Annotated in this window: 20 protein-coding genes; 3 read left to right on the top strand and 17 right to left on the bottom strand. The window is 54.3% G+C overall.

Features of this window, described 5'->3' with window-relative positions; genetic code table 11:
- Nucleotides 1-129 precede the first annotated feature (129 nt).
- From ACSZO4_RS05040 to ACSZO4_RS04960, 17 genes are all read right to left on the bottom strand, one after another.
- Nucleotides 130-747, bottom strand: coding sequence for a tail fiber assembly protein (locus ACSZO4_RS05040; protein WP_437887765.1), 618 nt, complete (start codon nt 745-747; stop codon nt 130-132).
- Complete coding sequence (locus ACSZO4_RS05035) at nt 747-3,338, bottom strand: phage tail-collar fiber domain-containing protein (protein ID WP_437887764.1); 2,592 nt, start codon at nt 3,336-3,338, stop codon at nt 747-749. Before ACSZO4_RS05035 ends, ACSZO4_RS05040 begins: the two co-directional genes overlap by 1 nt.
- A gap of 2 nt (nt 3,339-3,340) precedes the next feature.
- Nucleotides 3,341-3,943 carry a phage tail protein I gene (locus ACSZO4_RS05030; RefSeq protein ID WP_437887762.1) on the bottom strand — a complete coding sequence of 201 codons (603 nt, stop codon included), beginning with the start codon at nt 3,941-3,943 and terminating at the stop codon, nt 3,341-3,343.
- On the bottom strand, nt 3,936-4,844 hold the full coding sequence (locus ACSZO4_RS05025; protein WP_437887760.1) for a baseplate assembly protein: 909 nt from the start codon (nt 4,842-4,844) through the stop codon (nt 3,936-3,938). The genes ACSZO4_RS05030 and ACSZO4_RS05025 overlap by 8 nt, the downstream gene beginning before the upstream one ends.
- Nucleotides 4,841-5,188 (bottom strand): GPW/gp25 family protein, encoded by a 348-nt coding sequence (locus tag ACSZO4_RS05020; RefSeq protein ID WP_437887759.1) that lies wholly within the window; start codon nt 5,186-5,188, stop codon nt 4,841-4,843. Before ACSZO4_RS05020 ends, ACSZO4_RS05025 begins: the two co-directional genes overlap by 4 nt.
- Nucleotides 5,185-5,751 carry a phage baseplate assembly protein V gene (locus tag ACSZO4_RS05015; protein ID WP_437887757.1) on the bottom strand — a complete coding sequence of 189 codons (567 nt, stop codon included), beginning with the start codon at nt 5,749-5,751 and terminating at the stop codon, nt 5,185-5,187. Before ACSZO4_RS05015 ends, ACSZO4_RS05020 begins: the two co-directional genes overlap by 4 nt.
- Nucleotides 5,752-5,816: 65 nt before the next feature.
- On the bottom strand, nt 5,817-6,263 hold the full coding sequence (locus tag ACSZO4_RS05010) for a phage virion morphogenesis protein (RefSeq protein WP_437887755.1): 447 nt from the start codon (nt 6,261-6,263) through the stop codon (nt 5,817-5,819).
- Nucleotides 6,256-6,687, bottom strand: coding sequence for a phage tail protein (locus tag ACSZO4_RS05005; RefSeq protein ID WP_437887754.1), 432 nt, complete (start codon nt 6,685-6,687; stop codon nt 6,256-6,258). The genes ACSZO4_RS05010 and ACSZO4_RS05005 overlap by 8 nt, the downstream gene beginning before the upstream one ends.
- Entirely contained in the window at nt 6,641-6,895 is a 255-nt protein-coding gene (gene lysC, locus ACSZO4_RS05000) for an Rz1-like lysis system protein LysC (protein ID WP_437887802.1), read from the bottom strand. Before lysC ends, ACSZO4_RS05005 begins: the two co-directional genes overlap by 47 nt.
- Nucleotides 6,777-7,208: an Rz-like lysis system protein LysB gene (gene lysB / locus ACSZO4_RS04995; RefSeq protein ID WP_437887752.1), complete on the bottom strand. Its 432-nt coding sequence runs from the start codon at nt 7,206-7,208 to the stop codon at nt 6,777-6,779. Before lysB ends, lysC begins: the two co-directional genes overlap by 119 nt.
- Nucleotides 7,205-7,714: a lysozyme gene (locus ACSZO4_RS04990; RefSeq protein ID WP_437887750.1), complete on the bottom strand. Its 510-nt coding sequence runs from the start codon at nt 7,712-7,714 to the stop codon at nt 7,205-7,207. Before ACSZO4_RS04990 ends, lysB begins: the two co-directional genes overlap by 4 nt.
- Nucleotides 7,701-7,916 carry an HP1 family phage holin gene (locus ACSZO4_RS04985; protein ID WP_437887749.1) on the bottom strand — a complete coding sequence of 72 codons (216 nt, stop codon included), beginning with the start codon at nt 7,914-7,916 and terminating at the stop codon, nt 7,701-7,703. The genes ACSZO4_RS04990 and ACSZO4_RS04985 overlap by 14 nt, the downstream gene beginning before the upstream one ends.
- Before the next feature lie 5 nt (nt 7,917-7,921).
- Nucleotides 7,922-8,125 carry a tail protein X gene (locus ACSZO4_RS04980; RefSeq protein WP_437887747.1) on the bottom strand — a complete coding sequence of 68 codons (204 nt, stop codon included), beginning with the start codon at nt 8,123-8,125 and terminating at the stop codon, nt 7,922-7,924.
- Entirely contained in the window at nt 8,125-8,592 is a 468-nt protein-coding gene (locus ACSZO4_RS04975) for a head completion/stabilization protein (RefSeq protein WP_437887801.1), read from the bottom strand. Before ACSZO4_RS04975 ends, ACSZO4_RS04980 begins: the two co-directional genes overlap by 1 nt.
- 99 nt (nt 8,593-8,691) lie before the next feature.
- Nucleotides 8,692-9,348 carry a phage terminase small subunit gene (gene gpM / locus ACSZO4_RS04970; RefSeq protein WP_437887745.1) on the bottom strand — a complete coding sequence of 219 codons (657 nt, stop codon included), beginning with the start codon at nt 9,346-9,348 and terminating at the stop codon, nt 8,692-8,694.
- A gap of 2 nt (nt 9,349-9,350) precedes the next feature.
- Nucleotides 9,351-10,505: a phage major capsid protein, P2 family gene (locus ACSZO4_RS04965; protein WP_437887743.1), complete on the bottom strand. Its 1,155-nt coding sequence runs from the start codon at nt 10,503-10,505 to the stop codon at nt 9,351-9,353.
- A gap of 15 nt (nt 10,506-10,520) precedes the next feature.
- Entirely contained in the window at nt 10,521-11,339 is an 819-nt protein-coding gene (locus tag ACSZO4_RS04960) for a GPO family capsid scaffolding protein (RefSeq protein WP_437887742.1), read from the bottom strand.
- 145 nt (nt 11,340-11,484) lie between these two features.
- On the opposite strand from ACSZO4_RS04960, the gene ACSZO4_RS04955 reads away from it, so the two are divergent.
- The 3 genes from ACSZO4_RS04955 to ACSZO4_RS04945 are packed head-to-tail and all read left to right on the top strand — an operon-like array spanning nt 11,485 to nt 15,000.
- Nucleotides 11,485-13,251 carry a terminase ATPase subunit family protein gene (locus ACSZO4_RS04955; RefSeq protein ID WP_437887741.1) on the top strand — a complete coding sequence of 589 codons (1,767 nt, stop codon included), beginning with the start codon at nt 11,485-11,487 and terminating at the stop codon, nt 13,249-13,251.
- A complete protein-coding gene (locus tag ACSZO4_RS04950; RefSeq protein ID WP_437887739.1) occupies nt 13,251-13,955 on the top strand; it encodes a terminase large subunit domain-containing protein in 705 nt (234 codons plus the stop codon). The genes ACSZO4_RS04955 and ACSZO4_RS04950 overlap by 1 nt, the downstream gene beginning before the upstream one ends.
- A complete protein-coding gene (locus ACSZO4_RS04945; RefSeq protein ID WP_437887737.1) occupies nt 13,948-15,000 on the top strand; it encodes a phage portal protein in 1,053 nt (350 codons plus the stop codon). Before ACSZO4_RS04950 ends, ACSZO4_RS04945 begins: the two co-directional genes overlap by 8 nt.
- Nucleotides 15,001-15,324: the final 324 nt, after the last annotated feature.

Genomic DNA, 15,324 nt, shown 5'->3' with positions numbered 1-15,324 from the left:
GGAAGAAAGATTGCGCACCCGTGTGGCGTTGTGCCGGGAATGGCACAACGGGAAACCACACAATGGTCAGAAATGACGTTACTCGATACGGATGGCCACCACGGTTAGAGGTGACCATGCTTCAGGTGATTACGCGGCAGGCGTGTCGGGCCAGATGATATCGGGTGCAGTTGATACATCAAGGCGACTGAGCAAGACACGGTATTTTTTCCATTCAGCCAGCCGTGTTTTTTCGTCTTCTGTTGCTATTTCAAGTTCAACCGCATCATTTAACGTTGTGATCGCACTGACAGCCTCTGTCACCCGGCGGTTAAGTTCCTGGCGGGCAGATTCTACCAGGGCCTGGTGTTGAGCATCGCTATCTGTCACCCATTTATCACCGTCCCACACATCGTATTCCGTACCTGGTGCCAACAGTGTGGCACCTTCCGGTAGCGCACCGATAGCCGTAATGGTTAGCGGCTCACCATTAACCGTTGACCATGCCGTTAATCCGCGATAATCGCTGATAGTATCCCAGCGCAGGCCATCAGAGCTGCGAATGATGGCAAACCCATTGCCGGGTAATTCTGGCTTGTCAGCGTAACAGAGTGCGGGTAGGCCAACGCCCTCTGGCAGAAACTCCATGGATGTTTGCAGATATTCCCGTGTGACGGGTTCAATGCTGTAAATCTGTAACCAACCGGCTGTTATGGCCAACCCATTATCTGCTAACGCTGCAATAGTTAAATCGGTGCTGTATTTCATTATGCGGCTCTCACAATATAGTTAAACGCAATGTTGCGCGGTCTGGTTTCAGTGGCGCTTTTAAACGTTGCCCGGCTTATGGAACTGCTCAAGCCGTCACTGAACGCACCACCGTCCGCTACTCCATTTAGCGCGTCAGTACTAGGATAAGCTTCAGTTCTACCACCAGATACGAATATCATTTTTACTGCTGTTAAGTTTGTCGCCTGATAAATGCCGATTCCGTCAGTCTGTGAAGACAATAGCGCCCGACTGGAATCAACTCCCTTGCCGTCATCCCAGCCACGAATAAATTCGCCGCGCAGGTCCGGCACCTTCAGGGTCGTGTAGATTTTTGCCAGTTCAGGGTATGACGTTGCGCTGAAGGCTGCTCCGTTGCATTTGAGCCAACCTGATGGGGGAGTGGCTGAAGGCCACGGCACCGGGACGCCGACAGGTACGCTGAGGTTTTGTACAAACTCAGTCGTTGCCACTTTGGTTGAGCTATCTGTTTTTGGCGGTGTAGGGGCAGTCACGTCACCGGTGAATGCTGCGCCACCCTGCACTGTCAGCTTTTGCGCAACAGTTAACCCGGCATACATATACCAGTTGTTGGCTACGTCTTTACGCAATACCCACGTTGAGTTTGTGTCGTCCCAGAAACCAAAGTTTCCTGCTGCGGAGTAGTTAGCATTGATGATCGGTTTGGTGGCGTCGCTGGAGCTAAAAGCAATGCAGCTGTCATGACGGTTTGCGACGATCATCCCGCCAAATGTTACCGTGCCGGAAAAATTCGCATCTCCCGTGAAGTTTATCGCCCCAGCGTTTCCATCAAGAACAATAACCGCTTTACCCCTGGCCTGTGCATCATGTGCTACAAGCTGGAGCTTACCCCCGCCATTTGCCAGAGCGATGGCGTTCATATATGCCAGGATGCCGCCCGTTCCCCAGCTATCGGTACTGGTAATGCCGTAGCCAAACAACTGACGCCCGATTTCAGTATCTACTGAGGGTGCAGAAAGAACGTCGGCGCGTGAAAATGACTGGTAACCGATAGCGCCATCCCTTTGGAAGAGCTGGCGATAGCGTAAAGCGAGTGTCGCATTGAAAGACCCGCCACCTAAAACAGTGAGAGCACCTTCAACTGTTACACTTCCCGCAAATCTAGGGTTGGCAAGAGGCGCTTTCAGCGCCAGTAGGTTAGTGATTGTCGTTGCAAAATTCGGGTCGTTTCCCAGCGCTGCCGCCAATTCGTTTAGCGTATCGAGAGTGGTTGGTGCTCCACCTTTCAACGCAGTAATGACAGCCTGAACAAATGCCGTTGTGGCGACCTGAGTATTATTTGTTGCCGCCGCCGCCGTTGGCGCGGTCGGCGTTCCTGTCAGCGCAGGGCTTGCCAGTGGAGCTTTTAACGCCAGCGCGTTAGTGATGGTTGTAGCAAAATTGGGATCATCGTTAATGGCCGCAGCTAACTCATTCAGGGTATCAAGTGCCGCAGGGGAGCTGGCAACCAACTGAGCAATAGCCGCCTGAACAAATGCCGTCGTGGCGATCTGTGTTGTGTTAACTGTTGCCCCAGCAGTCGGCGCAGTTGGGATGCCCGTCAATGTCGGGCTGGCCAACGGCGCTTTCAGAGCCAGATAACCGTTTACCGTCGTGGCAAAGTTTGGATCATCATTAATGGCTGCTGCCAGCTCATCGAGAGTATCAAGCGTGGTTGGCGCGCCAGCTTTTAACGCAGTAATGACGGCCTGAACAAATGCCGTGGTGGCAACCTGCGTCGTATTAATTGTTGCCCCGGCAGTGGGCGCCGTCGGGACGCCCGTCAGTGCCGGACTTGCCAGCGGGGCTTTAAGCGCGAGCGCGTTAGTTATGGTTGTTGCAAAATTCGGGTCATTCCCCAGCGCGGCTGCCAGTTCATTGAGCGTATCCAGCGCCGCTGGCGAGCTGGCAACCAGTTGCGCGATAACCGCCTGGACAAATGCTGTCGTGGCAAGCTGAGTGCTGTTGTTGTTTGTTGGTGGCGTCGGCGCTTTTGGCTGACCAGTAAGTGTCGGTGAGGCTTTCGGTGCATACTGCGGGTGTGGATCCAGCGCCGCGAGGTGTTTAGCCATCAGGTCATCAGCATAGGCTTTCACCTCAATAACCCTGTCATCAACATATTTGCGGGTTGCCAGCACCACGGACGGGTCAATTTTGAGTGTCACCGCGTCGGTGCTGCTGACAATCAGTACCATACGGATGACCTGGGTGCGGCCCGAACCCTCCGCTAATATTGGTTTATAGGTTTCCGGGCTGTTCGATACAGCAATCAGCTCGCCGTCATCGTCATACACACCGATTTCACGGATCCAAAAACCGCCGTCTCCTTCCGGTATAACCTGTTCAGCGATAATCTGGCTGGGGTTTGCCGGGTCGATTGTCAATGAGTTAAGCGCCGCACGGCGTTTTTCGTTTACCAGCGCGGTCTGTGACGCCGTTGGGGTGGGTAATGCACCATTGCCATCGCCAACAGCCATATGCGTAATTTTGACCTGGTTCCCCAGCGCCGTAGCCGCCGCCAGTTTCACTGCGCCGCGTTCTGTCAGTAGGGCATAGTATTTTGACGCCATTATTAGACCCTCATCGTGTCGATTGTGTGGATCGCCGCGCCCGTCCAGGAGCTACCGCCGACCTCAATAACATCAGGTGTGTACGGGTAAATCGTTAATGTTTCGCCGACATAGCACCCCGTACTCATGTAAATTTCGCCCTGGGTCTGGAGGTTGATATTCAGCCCGAGCAGGTGACGCGAACAGGGTTTGGCATCACTGATGAGCCTTTCCAGTTCGGTGTACGTTTCTTCAGTGATTCCCTTATCCAGCACGCCGATATCCAGCCGGAACGTGCCGGGGGGATCGCCGTTTTTCCACCACTCAATCACCCGGATCAGGAAGCCAAAAGGTTGCACCACACGCCGGATGGCGCTGATGGTTCCTTTATGCTGATGGATGTAAAACGCATCCTGGATAACCTGCCGCTTAACGGCTTCCGTCCAGTTCTCATCCCATCGGTCAACGGAAAACGCCCAGGCCAGATAGGGTAGAAACGACACCGGACATTTAGCCGGGTTCCATAGATCGCGCAGCGGTACATCCAGCCCGGTGATATCGCTACATGTCTGGGCAAGTCTGCGCTCAAAGGCACTGGACCCTGACGGGAGAAGACTGTTATTCATCCGTTCCCCCTGGCGTTACCGTCCAGTCAGTGCACCAGGACGCCTGCGTTTTTGTCAGCACCACGTCGGTAACAGGTGAGGCCAGCTCTACTCGTTGAACCCCCTCTACGTGAAGCGCGGCATAAATTGCTGACCGCCGGATATCCCGCCCCAGGCGTTTCACACTGGCGATGTAACTCTGTAACCGGGTTTTAGCGGCAGTCAGGATAGGCTCAGCTTCGGGGCCGGGGTAAAAATACAGCGTGGCGTTAATCTGATAGGGGACAATTTGCGCCGCCTGCACTGTCAGACGGTCAGCCACTGGTCTGACTGACTCGTCATTGAGTGCAGTATCCACCGCTGCCAGCAGGTCGTCAGGTGCGCTGCCGTCGCCGTCACGGCTGAGAACCGTCACGACCACAACCGCAGGGGACGGACTGATCGCTGAAACATCAGCCACTCTACCGTCAGCACTGCGGGCGTGAAACTCATAGGCTGCTGTGGGGCCAGCAACGGATAATCCCTCAAAGGCTTCTGGCACACGCAACCTCAAATCATCGTCCGACTCCATCACGGCATCGACCGGCGGCACGGCATCTGAATCTGCTGGCGTGATGGTCAGGCGTTGAACGTTGTTGTTTGCAGCGAGCTGGTCAAGATCGCTGCTCAGTGCATAGGCCACCATGACGGCCTGCGCTGCCTCGTTAATGCGCTGGCGCAACAAAATTTCACGATAGGTATTTTCCTCCAGAATCTTAACTATCGGGTCAGACTCCAGCACCAGCACTCTTGCTACAGCCTCCCGCTCATCCGCTGGATAGAGCGCGATCAGGTCGGCTTTGCGGCGGGCCAGCAGGATTTCAAAATCCGGCACATCCACCACCTGCGGTGCGGGCAACTGCGATAAATCCACCGTGCTCATGCAACACCTCCCAGATCAACATCAAAAGCCAGCGGCGAGTCATCTGCGCGCAAGCCGGTAATCTCCACAACCATTTTTCCGTCCGCAGTGGTTGTCATGGTGATAGCCGTCAGCCGTAGACGAGGCTCCCAGCGGTTGAGGGCGCTGTACACTGCCGAATAAACACGCAGACGGCCTGCGGCGTTCTGGGTGGAATCGACGAGGGAAAACAACAGCGAGCCATACTCGCGGCGGTTGATACGGGAGCCGACGGGGGTTACGAGGATGTCGCGTACAGACTGCCGGATATGATCGACATCGGTGATGGCAAGGCCAGTTTGTTGATTCATGCCGAGATACATCATACCGGGCCACCTGTCGTGTCAGGTCCACCGATAACGCCGGAATGCGCGTGCGCATCAACGACAATACCGTTAGAAGACATTGGCCCGCCGGTTTGCTCGACGGCGCCCTGAATCCGGGTTTTTGCCGCCGAGATAGTTAGCAGGTTAGTCGCCAGATCAATATTGTCGGGTGCTTCAATACGCAGGCTGGACATCGCCTTAACCAGCCAGCGTCCCTTTTCCGGCTCGTACTCCAGCCAGCCACCATCGGGGAAGGTCATCACCATGGCGTCTTCAGACGTGGACGGCGGCGGGATATCGTCGGAATAGATACCCGGCAACACAAACGCCGTAGTGAGATCGCCGCCGATGGACAGCAACAGCACCTGTTCCCCCACTGAAGGTTTCCACCAGGTACGTGAGCGACCGGCGCGTAATGTCAGCCAGTTCAGCCAGGTGGTTTCCAGCTCACCGGTTTGCACACGACACAGCCACTCGTCAGCATTGACCTCAGTCACAACGCCGGTGCGGATAATGTTAAGTAGAAGCCGATACAGTTCAGCCAGGTTGTTTTCACTTTTCATACGCTGAGTTTTCCATGCTGGAAGAGCGGCGTTGAGTGGGTGACGTTGTACCGTCACCCAGACAATCATCGGGCGAGGTGTTCAATGATGAGGTTCATAACCAGCTCATCTGAAGCGTCTGAAATTCCCAGCAACTGGCGCGCCGGGTAGGTGATTTCCGGCCCCTTTTTACTGACCCGATCACGCAACCCGTAATGGTGAACGCGCGCGATACGGCGGGCCTTGGGATCAAACTCAACAGCCGCGGTATCGGAGGTCACCTTTGTTTTCAGATATCGCGTAGTCCGAAGCCGGGAAAACATCTGTTTTTTGATGCGGCCGGATTTCGCGCGAAGTGGGGTTTTACGGGGTTCAAATGCGCTGCCGTCAGGGTTCTGTTGCTGCCGGATATTCTGCTGTTGCTGCTGACGCAGCCGGGTTGCCACATCGCGCAACAGTTTGCGGCGTTGCTGCGGGGTCAATTTGCTGACCAGGGCGTCAAGCCAGTCTATAACCTGAATGAAATTAGCCATGATGCCTATCCAGCCAGTATTCCGGTTCAGTGGGTTCAGCTACCGCACTGACGGTTGCCACATCGCCGTTTTCGGTCACGATCACACGCTCAGTCAGGCGCAGATAAATGGCAATGTCCACAATGTCATTACGCAAAATATCCACTTCAAAACGGAAAACGTCGTCCCGTTGTTCTGGGTTGTTCAGTGCATCGGGCTGTTGCGTGGACAGCCAGTTGCAGATAACCGCCATGATGAGATTCTGATCGCCGGCATAATCGGTGATAACAACATTCAGGGTATAGCGATACTCCCAGCCATTCGCAGGAACACCGGTGCTCACGACCTGGCCCTTGTCAACGTAGAGATTCAGTGCATCGGGGTTTTTCCCGAGATAATCAATGGACTGGCTGAGCGCCAGCCGCAGAGAGTCCGGCTTGTTCATCGCTTTTCTCCTGGCAATCCACAATCATGTCAACCTTTGCGGCGCAAACCGCCCAGTCACTTTCGGCCTGGTCTTTGGCGGCAGACAGATCACCTTGTGTTTTCGGGTTGCTGGCCTGAAGCACGCAGCGCGTTACTTTCGGACAGGTATTTAAGGTAAGCGTCGGCACCTGTGATTGCTGGTCGCGCGTGCAGCCGGATAATGTCAGCAGGCAAAGGAGTGCCAGCCCATAGCGTATTTTCTGGGGTTTCATCGATCACCTGTTTAACGAGGGTGGCGCGGTCGTTTTTAGCCGTGGTGAGTGCAGCCTGTTTTAGCTGTAACCCGGCCTGAAAACTGTCATTCAGCCTGGCTATCAGATTGACGGTGACCAGTTGGCTTGTGACGCGGGAAATTTCAGCCTCTTTTGCCGCTATGGCCCTGTCATTTTCCCCGATAGTTTCGTGGGCGCTGACGAGCCGCCAGCCTAAAAAGGCTGACAGCGCGACGAGGACGGCGAGGGCCGTTATTAGCCCCTTCATTGCCCGATTCCTTGAACGCACCAGGCCAGCTCACGCGCACGGCGATTCTCCAGCCCGGTACTCTTTACACCATTGACATAAATCCAGCGTGGTAACTGATTACAGGCCTGCCACCACTGCTGACGTTTTAAAAACTCGACCATCGTTGACCGGCAGATAGCACCGGTCCCGACGTTAAACGACAGGCTGACCAGCGAGTCATAGACGGACTGAGGCATTTTCACCGGAACACAGACCGCGAGTCGCTTTTCCACCTTCAGCACATCGGTGATGAAGTTATCCGCTGCCTGCCGTTCGCTGATGGCCTGCCCAGGCTTCACCCCTTCGGTATGCCCGATCCCACTGGTCCAGACTCCGGCGCTGCACTGGTATGGAGTGAGCTGGCAACCCTCATAATCGGCGATGAGCCGCAGCCCCTGCGGCGATGTCTGCAAAAGCTGATACTGCGGCAGTGTTGCCGCCAGAGTCAGAATGACGGCGGCGATACAGCGTTTAACGATTTGCACGCTCGAACTCCTCCGGGGTGATTTTTCCGGCAGCCAGCAGCTGAAACGTCTTGCGGCGGTAATACCAGTAAACCGCGAACGTACAGGCACCAATGAGCATCGCAAAAACGGAGCTGAGGTCTTTCACGGAGAAATCACCCAGCCAGGCCAGAAACAGCGCGATGGCATAGGTGATTGCGGCATTGATTCGTTCAACATTCATTCGTCCTACTCCCAGAGTTTTATGGTCTGTACAACCGCTGACGAGGCCTTTTCCGGCAGCTCAATTTCCAGCCCGTGCGGCAGAATGGGACCCCGATCGGCCAGGCCGGGATTCAGGTTCAGCACCTGCTCTGTCAGCCCCTGCGTCCTGCCGAAATACCGCCAGCAAATCGCGTCCACCGTGTCATATTGCTGCGCCCGGACTTTCATCAGATCAGCTCTACCGTCATGTGTGGCAAATCAAGAAACCGTGAGATTGACCAGCGCACGTCACGCCATAAATCCCCCAGGGAAACCTCCATTTCTTCAGCCGCTTTAGCGCCATCCCCCGTAGCGTCGTAATCGCGGTAACGTTCGACCAGGCTGGCCTTTGCCAAACAAAACACCGCATTTCGATACAGACGGACCCGCTCGCGCTCACCGTCAATTGTTTCTCCAGGGACATCTTCGAGGTTGTCCAGCCCGCGAGACATCTGCTTTTCACGGAAAACAAACAGCTCGGCATTAACCTCAGAAATAGCCGTGAGCAGTGCCTGACGCAGACGCTCTTCTGTTACCGTGCCGTCCGTGCGCATTTCCTTGCGATACTGAGAAAGACTGATGCCAGGCCAAAAAAATGTATTTGGGATCGTGTCGTTAGCGCCGGGTGTCACAGGTTCAGGTGACACAAATTTCATGGTCATAATTCCCCCAATAGTTGGGCGGTGGACGGGGTTTTGACGCAGATTAAAAATCCTGTCGCCACCCCGTGCCGCCCCGCGCGGGTGCACGATTCATTAACCCGTAAATGCTTTTCGCAGTTGGGTTTCAAGTTGTCGGATATCGGTTTTTACGCCACAGCCTGAGTCGAGTTGCAGTGCGTGCTTGAGTTGGGCGAGAGCCGCAACAGCCTGATCGTTAGCGCGCAGGGCATAGCCCATGGCTTTGCTCAGACGTGCACGGGACTGATCGGGCATGTCCTGGTCTTCAACCAGATTGAGTACCTGAGTCAGAATGGCTGCGCTAAAGGGTTCACCGGCGGTGAAGGACTTCATTGCCACATCGGCGAACTCTTCCGCAATTGCCGTGCCGGTTGTGCGGTTGAAACGCTGCGGTAACACCCAGCGGTGACGGAGTGCATGGCGGGCAATATCCAGCGCACCAGTGTAGTCACCTGCATCGATTCGCCAGATCATCATGAACATCGCCACATCGTCCTGACCGGGGGAATCCGACGCCAGCAGGCCCGAAATCCAAGGGGCATAAAGCGGCAAAAACTCACGTTTTAACTCAGCCTTACGCTCATTTGACTGGATGCCCTTCAGGCGGCGTTGATGTTCAGAAAGCTGCAACAACATGCGGTTGTAGCCCGTCGTTACCATCGTTTCATTGCCGCCCTTGCGGGCGGCCTCCTGAGCCTGAACGTACTGAGTGTGACGACGAAACGGATTCATGATTATGCCCCGCCGCTTGCGCCGCCTGATGCCTGCTGACCTTCGATAACACCCTGCACCGCTGCCGCTACCAGTGTCTGAATATTGTCAGCTGACAGTGTATTGCCTGGGTTGCCATCTGCCTGATCTGCCAGCATCTGGATGTTTTCAATCAGGCAAACGCAGTCGTAGTCTTCTACAACGTAGGCTTCATTGACCGATTCGAAGTTTTCCACACGGTCACGCTTCGGATTGTCGATGACTGCGCGGCGGCGCGTACCTTCCTGCCAGTAAATAGACAGGTTATCGAGGCGGGTAACCATCATGGCGTTAGCCGGGAAGTAAGGCGCGCGAACGGCGGGCAGGTTGCCGATGCGCTTCTGGCTGATAATCAAATCAGCTGCCAGTGTTTCGCTGTTGGCCTGATCGCGGTTGACGATAGGGAAGTATTTATCAGCCAGTAGTGCACGCCCGCAGATAACAACCAGTTCGGTGTCTTCCTGATACCATGCTGCGATTTTTTCATTCACTGCGCCGAGTACCAGTGCATCAAGATTTTTGAAATCACCTTCTTTACCGATCCGGATAACCTGAGATACAACCTGACCATCATCGTCGATGATTTTATCCAGTACCTGAGATGCTTTTTCCTGACGTACTTTTTCCAGCCAACCGATATTCACATCCTGAAGCAATGGATTTGCGGCCCGGTCAGATGTTTTTTCGCGGTGGGTGCCATTGAAACCGATCATGATGCGGTCAAGTGCCTGACGATTGACGATTGAATCGCGCACGCGGTTCTGAAAATCGTCAAATTTTGCCCACATATCCAGCTTTTGATACGGCAAAGCGGTATCAAAGTTGGTCTGGGTACACTTAAAACCTTCGCCATCAATGTAGGTCGGATCGGTTGGCTCACGGTCTTTAACCGTGGTATCCGTTGTGCCTGCAACTGTACCGCCAATGCCAAGCCCCAGGCGCTCACCTGACTGCTCATCAACCGGGATAATGTTGATTTTTTGCAGGAAACCCGAGGACTCCTGGATTTTAGTTTCCAGCGTTTGAGCCACTGAAGGTGCGGCGGTGTACTTCGCTGCTACGGCAGCCACACCGATGTTGTTCAGCTTCGCCAGTTGTTCTATGTACCCGGTGAAAATAATGCGTGTTTCATTTTTCATTGCTTAATTGCTCCGTTAGCAGTCGGTAAGGTTTTCTGCGCGTGCACCGTTACCCGTGGCAGCTGGTCGATGGGACTGCCTGCTATCCTGGGTCGACAGTAACGTTTTCAGATCGCTCAGCTGCTGGCTGAGTGAATCCACTTTCTGGGTACAAGCTTTCTGGTCACTACCTAATGAGGTGACATCTGCCGAGAGCGCCTGGCATTCCTGCGCGACGATTTCAACGGCCTGATGTACGTCAGAAAAACGGGCGTCATCACTGGCGCTTTTCTTGGTGAACATTTCTTTGATGCGGGTCATCAGAGCGGGCTTTTCGGATACATCTTCAAATTCGATGACAGTTTCTTCAGCAGCGGTAAACAGATTTCCTGCATCAAGTTTGCGACGGGCCAGTGGATTAACCGGTGCAGTGGCGCTGAATTGCAGCATTTCTGTTCCCAGGCTCGCCGGGTCATCGGTGACAGCGAGGCCAACAAGATAGGCTTTTCCGCTGTCTGCAAATGCCGGGTTTACTTCCATTGAGGTGAACAGTTTTTGCCACTTACCGTTCAGCTCTACCAGGTCATCGGTGGGAGAAATCCACGCATAAAGCGCCATTTTCCCTGCCAGCGCGCCTTCGGTAATTTCTGCCGCTTCGAGCTTGTCCACTTTGCCGTAACGACGGAAGGGGCTATCAGCGGTATAGCCCTTGATGTGTTCCATATTGATTAACGCGGTGTAGACCGTCGGGTCATATGTCGCGCCCATCTGCGTTAACCAGTCGCGTTCGATGATGCGGCCATCAGTCGTGGCCCCTTCAACTCCGACACGAAAACGCTTTGATTTTTTTGGCATCTGTCCGGCTCCGGTTGGTTCGTAACATGTTCAGAGCCTTATGGTTGCGGTGAGGGCAGGGGAGAAACAACGAGGGGCAATTGTGCCGAAAATGGCACAACAGGGCGGGGAGGTGCAGGGGCGCGGCGGGCCGTAGTCTTGCGGCATGAACACGACACTGCTCAACCCCGATCTGGACCCGCGTAAACAGGCCATGTTCCTGTATTTCGGCGGTATTCGCATAGCCCGCATTGCTGAAATGCTGGGCGAAAAACCCGCAACGGTACACAGCTGGAAAAAGCGCGACAAGTGGGCAGAAGTCGGCCCGCTGGAGCAGATGCAGCTCACGACGGCAGCACGCTATTGCCAGTTGGTCATGAAGCAGCAGAAGGAGGGGAAGGACTACAAAGAGATCGACCTGTTATCCCGCCAGGCCGTCCAGCAAGCGAGGATCGGCAAATTCAATGACGGCGGCAACGAAGCTGACCTCAATCCAAAAGTAGCCAACCGCAACAAAGGCCCACGCAAGCCACCTGAAAAGAATCAGTTTACTGAAGAGCAGATCGAGAAGCTGGAAGATATTTTCCGTGCCGGCATGTTCGAGTACCAGAAACACTGGTGGCGGGCTGGCGTGGACAACCGTATCCGCAACCTCCTTAAATCCCGCCAGATTGGGGCAACCTATTATTTTGCCCGTGAGGCGCTGATTGATGCCCTGACCACCGGGCGAAATCAGATTTTCCTTTCAGCCAGCAAGGCACAGGCCCACGTTTTTAAACAGTACATCATTGAATTTGCCAGAGAGGTTGATGTTGACCTGAAAGGCGACCCGATGACGCTGCCAAATGGGGCAACGCTGTATTTTCTGGGAACCAATGCCCGCACCGCGCAGAGCTATCACGGCAATTTATACCTGGACGAATATTTCTGGATCCCTAAATTCCAGGAGCTGCGAAAAGTCGCCTCCGGGATGGCGCTGCATAAAAAGTGGCGGCAAACGTATTTTTCCACGCCGTCAAGCCTGACGCACAGTGCCTATCCGTTCTGGTCAGGGGAGTTGTTTAACAAAGGCCGCCCGAAAGCTGACCGCGTTGAATTCGACCTGTCCCATACTCACCTTTCCCGCGGTGTCCGCTGTCCGGACGGTCAGTATCGCCAGATTGTCACGATTGAGGACGCCGTTAACGGCGGCTGTAACCTGTTCGACCTCGATCAACTGCGGCTGGAATACAGCCCGGATGAGTATGAAAACCTGCTGATGTGCCAGTTTGTCGATGACCTGGCGTCTGTTTTCCCGCTGACAATGATGCAGGGCTGTATGGTTGACAGTTGGGATGTCTGGGAGGATTTCGAACCTCTTCTCATTCGGCCATTTGGCTGGAAACCGGTCTGGATAGGTTATGACCCGGCAAAAGGAACGCAGAACGGTGACAGCGCCGGGTGCGTGGTTATTGCCCCTCCGGACGTTCCCGGCGGGAAATTCCGTATTCTTGAGCGCCATCAGTGGCGCGGCATGGATTTTCGGGCCCAGGCGGCAAAGATTGAGGAACTCACCCGGCGCTACAATGTGGTTTACATCGGCATCGACTCGACCGGCGTCGGTGATGGTGTCTACAAAACCGTGAAGCAATTTTTCCCGGCTGCCCGTGAATTCATCTACAACCCCAACGTTAAAAATGCCCTGGTACTCAAAGCCTGGGACATTATCAACGCCCGCCGCCTGGAGTTTGACGCAGGCCTGACAGATATCGCGCAGTCATTTATGGCTATCCGACGTACCACCACCGCCAGCGGTAACCGCCCGACCTACGAAGCAGGCCGCAGCGAAGAAGCCAGCCATGCCGATCTGGCATGGGCAACCATGCATGCACTATTCAATGAACCGCTGGAAGGGACCACCGCCAGCAACAGCTCTATTGTGGAGATTTTCTGATGTCACCAACACCTATCAACCTATTTTCAGACTGTTGTTTTAGCGCTTCATCAATTCCATTTAATTATCAGATGGGATGGAATTTTTCTGCACGGGGGCGGCGGCGCGTGTTAACCAAAATGCGACAGTGTGGTGCTGACTGGTTTTTCTCGCTTGAGGCACTGTCTGATGCGTTGGTTACCGGGCGAAATCAGATTTTCCTGGGGTGCGGTGATGACCATTCTCAGACCAACAAGGCCTATATCGATGCGCTTGTGAACCAGGCCGGATCTCTGTTGCAAAACCGTGTATCACGTATGACAGATTATTGTCTTGAACTGACGAATGGCGCGCATATCTACTTTCTCGACCCCAAAAGCCACTGTGCGGCGCTTCATGGCAACGTCTACGTATCAGAGTTTGCCTGGGCTGACTCCCCGAAAAATTTGATCGCGCAATCCAAAGGACTGTCGATGCACTCCCGCTATCACCAAACCTACTACACCTCACCAAGTCGCAGCCTGGAAGCATGGTTGGAATACAAAAAACTGATTGCCAGCAACAACACGATCAACCTGATTTTTACAGCTGATGATGCCGCAGCATCCGGCGCAACGCTCTTTGATGATGAATGGCTGAATGATATGAAAAAAGATATGTCAGCAGAGGACTGGAAAATGCTGTTCATGTGCGAATGGGTTCAGGAGGCTACTATAAATGGGTAATCGCACTCGAAAAAAAGCACCGTTCAAAAACACCACAGTGAGCATGGCCAGCACTGCCAGTTCCGCTCATGCTGAAGCGTTTTCTTTTGGTGACCCGATCCCCGTGCTCGACCGGCGCGAGTTGTTCGACTACCTGGAATGTGTGCAGGTTGACCGCTGGTATGAGCCACCAATCAGTATGGACGGACTGGCGCGAACTTATCGCGCAGCCGTACACCACAGCAGCGCCATTCAGGTGAAATGCAACATTCTGACCAGCACGTTTAAACCTCATCGTTTGCTGTCGCAGCAGGCATTTTTGCGTTTTGCCCAGGACTTTCTTACTTTCGGCAACGCCTATCTTGAGCGGCGCGTTAACCGCCTTGGGCAAACCTTGTTGCTGCAACCGTCACTGGCAAAATACACCCGCCGGGGCGTGGACACGGATCAATACTGGTTCGCGCAATATGGCTACAACAGGCAGCCTTACGCCTTTGAACACGGCAAAGTCTTTCACTTGATGGAGCCAGATTTAAATCAGGAGTTGTACGGCCTACCGCAATACCTGCCAGCCATTCCGTCAGCATTGCTGAATGAATCAGCCACGCTGTTTCGACGCAAATACTACCTGAATGGCAGCCATGCGGGATTCATCATGTACATGTCTGACCCTGCTGCTGACCAGCGTGATGTGGACAATATCCGTGAGGCTCTGAAGAAGTCAAAAGGGCCGGGCAACTTCCGCAACTTGTTCATGTACTCACCGAACGGGAAAAAAGATGGGATTCAGATTATCCCGCTCAGCGAAGTTGCGGCGAAGGATGAGTTTCTGAATATCAAAAACGTCTCGCGTGACGATATGCTGGCGGCTCACCGTGTACCACCGCAGTTGATGGGCATCATCCCGACCAACACTGGCGGCTTTGGGGACGTGGAGAAAGCGGCAAAGGTGTTTGTTCGTAATGAGCTAATCCCGCTGCAAAAGCGGATGGCCGAGGTTAATACCTGGGTAGGTGAGGACGTCATAACCTTTGACACCTATGACCTGGACGACGACGCAAAGTAAGTCAACTCCCTCACTATAACCGCCCATCCGGGCGGTTTTTTTATTGCTGAAATAGTACGAATCAACCAACCTATCTGCACACCGCAACCTAGGACACACCAGAAGCCCTCAGAGCGCACGAATCGAAACCCGAACGACCACAACGCTACATGGCAGAACACGCCAGGTCGGGGCGCAGGCGAAGCCCAGACCCCACAAAAAGGGGGGCAAACCGCCCCAAAACCCCAAAACGCGCGCTCGTAGCCCCGCCACGCCTGCCCGCTTTATGCATGGGTTTTCATGCAACTGCATGGAAAGGGCAAAAGCCCGCCAGACACGGCGGCG

This window comes from Phytobacter sp. V91 (assembly GCF_965644225.1).
Lineage (GTDB): Bacteria > Pseudomonadota > Gammaproteobacteria > Enterobacterales > Enterobacteriaceae > CBFFRJ01.
The sequence above is the reverse complement of the archived record's forward strand: the minus strand, read 5'-3'. Positions and strand labels throughout refer to the sequence as shown.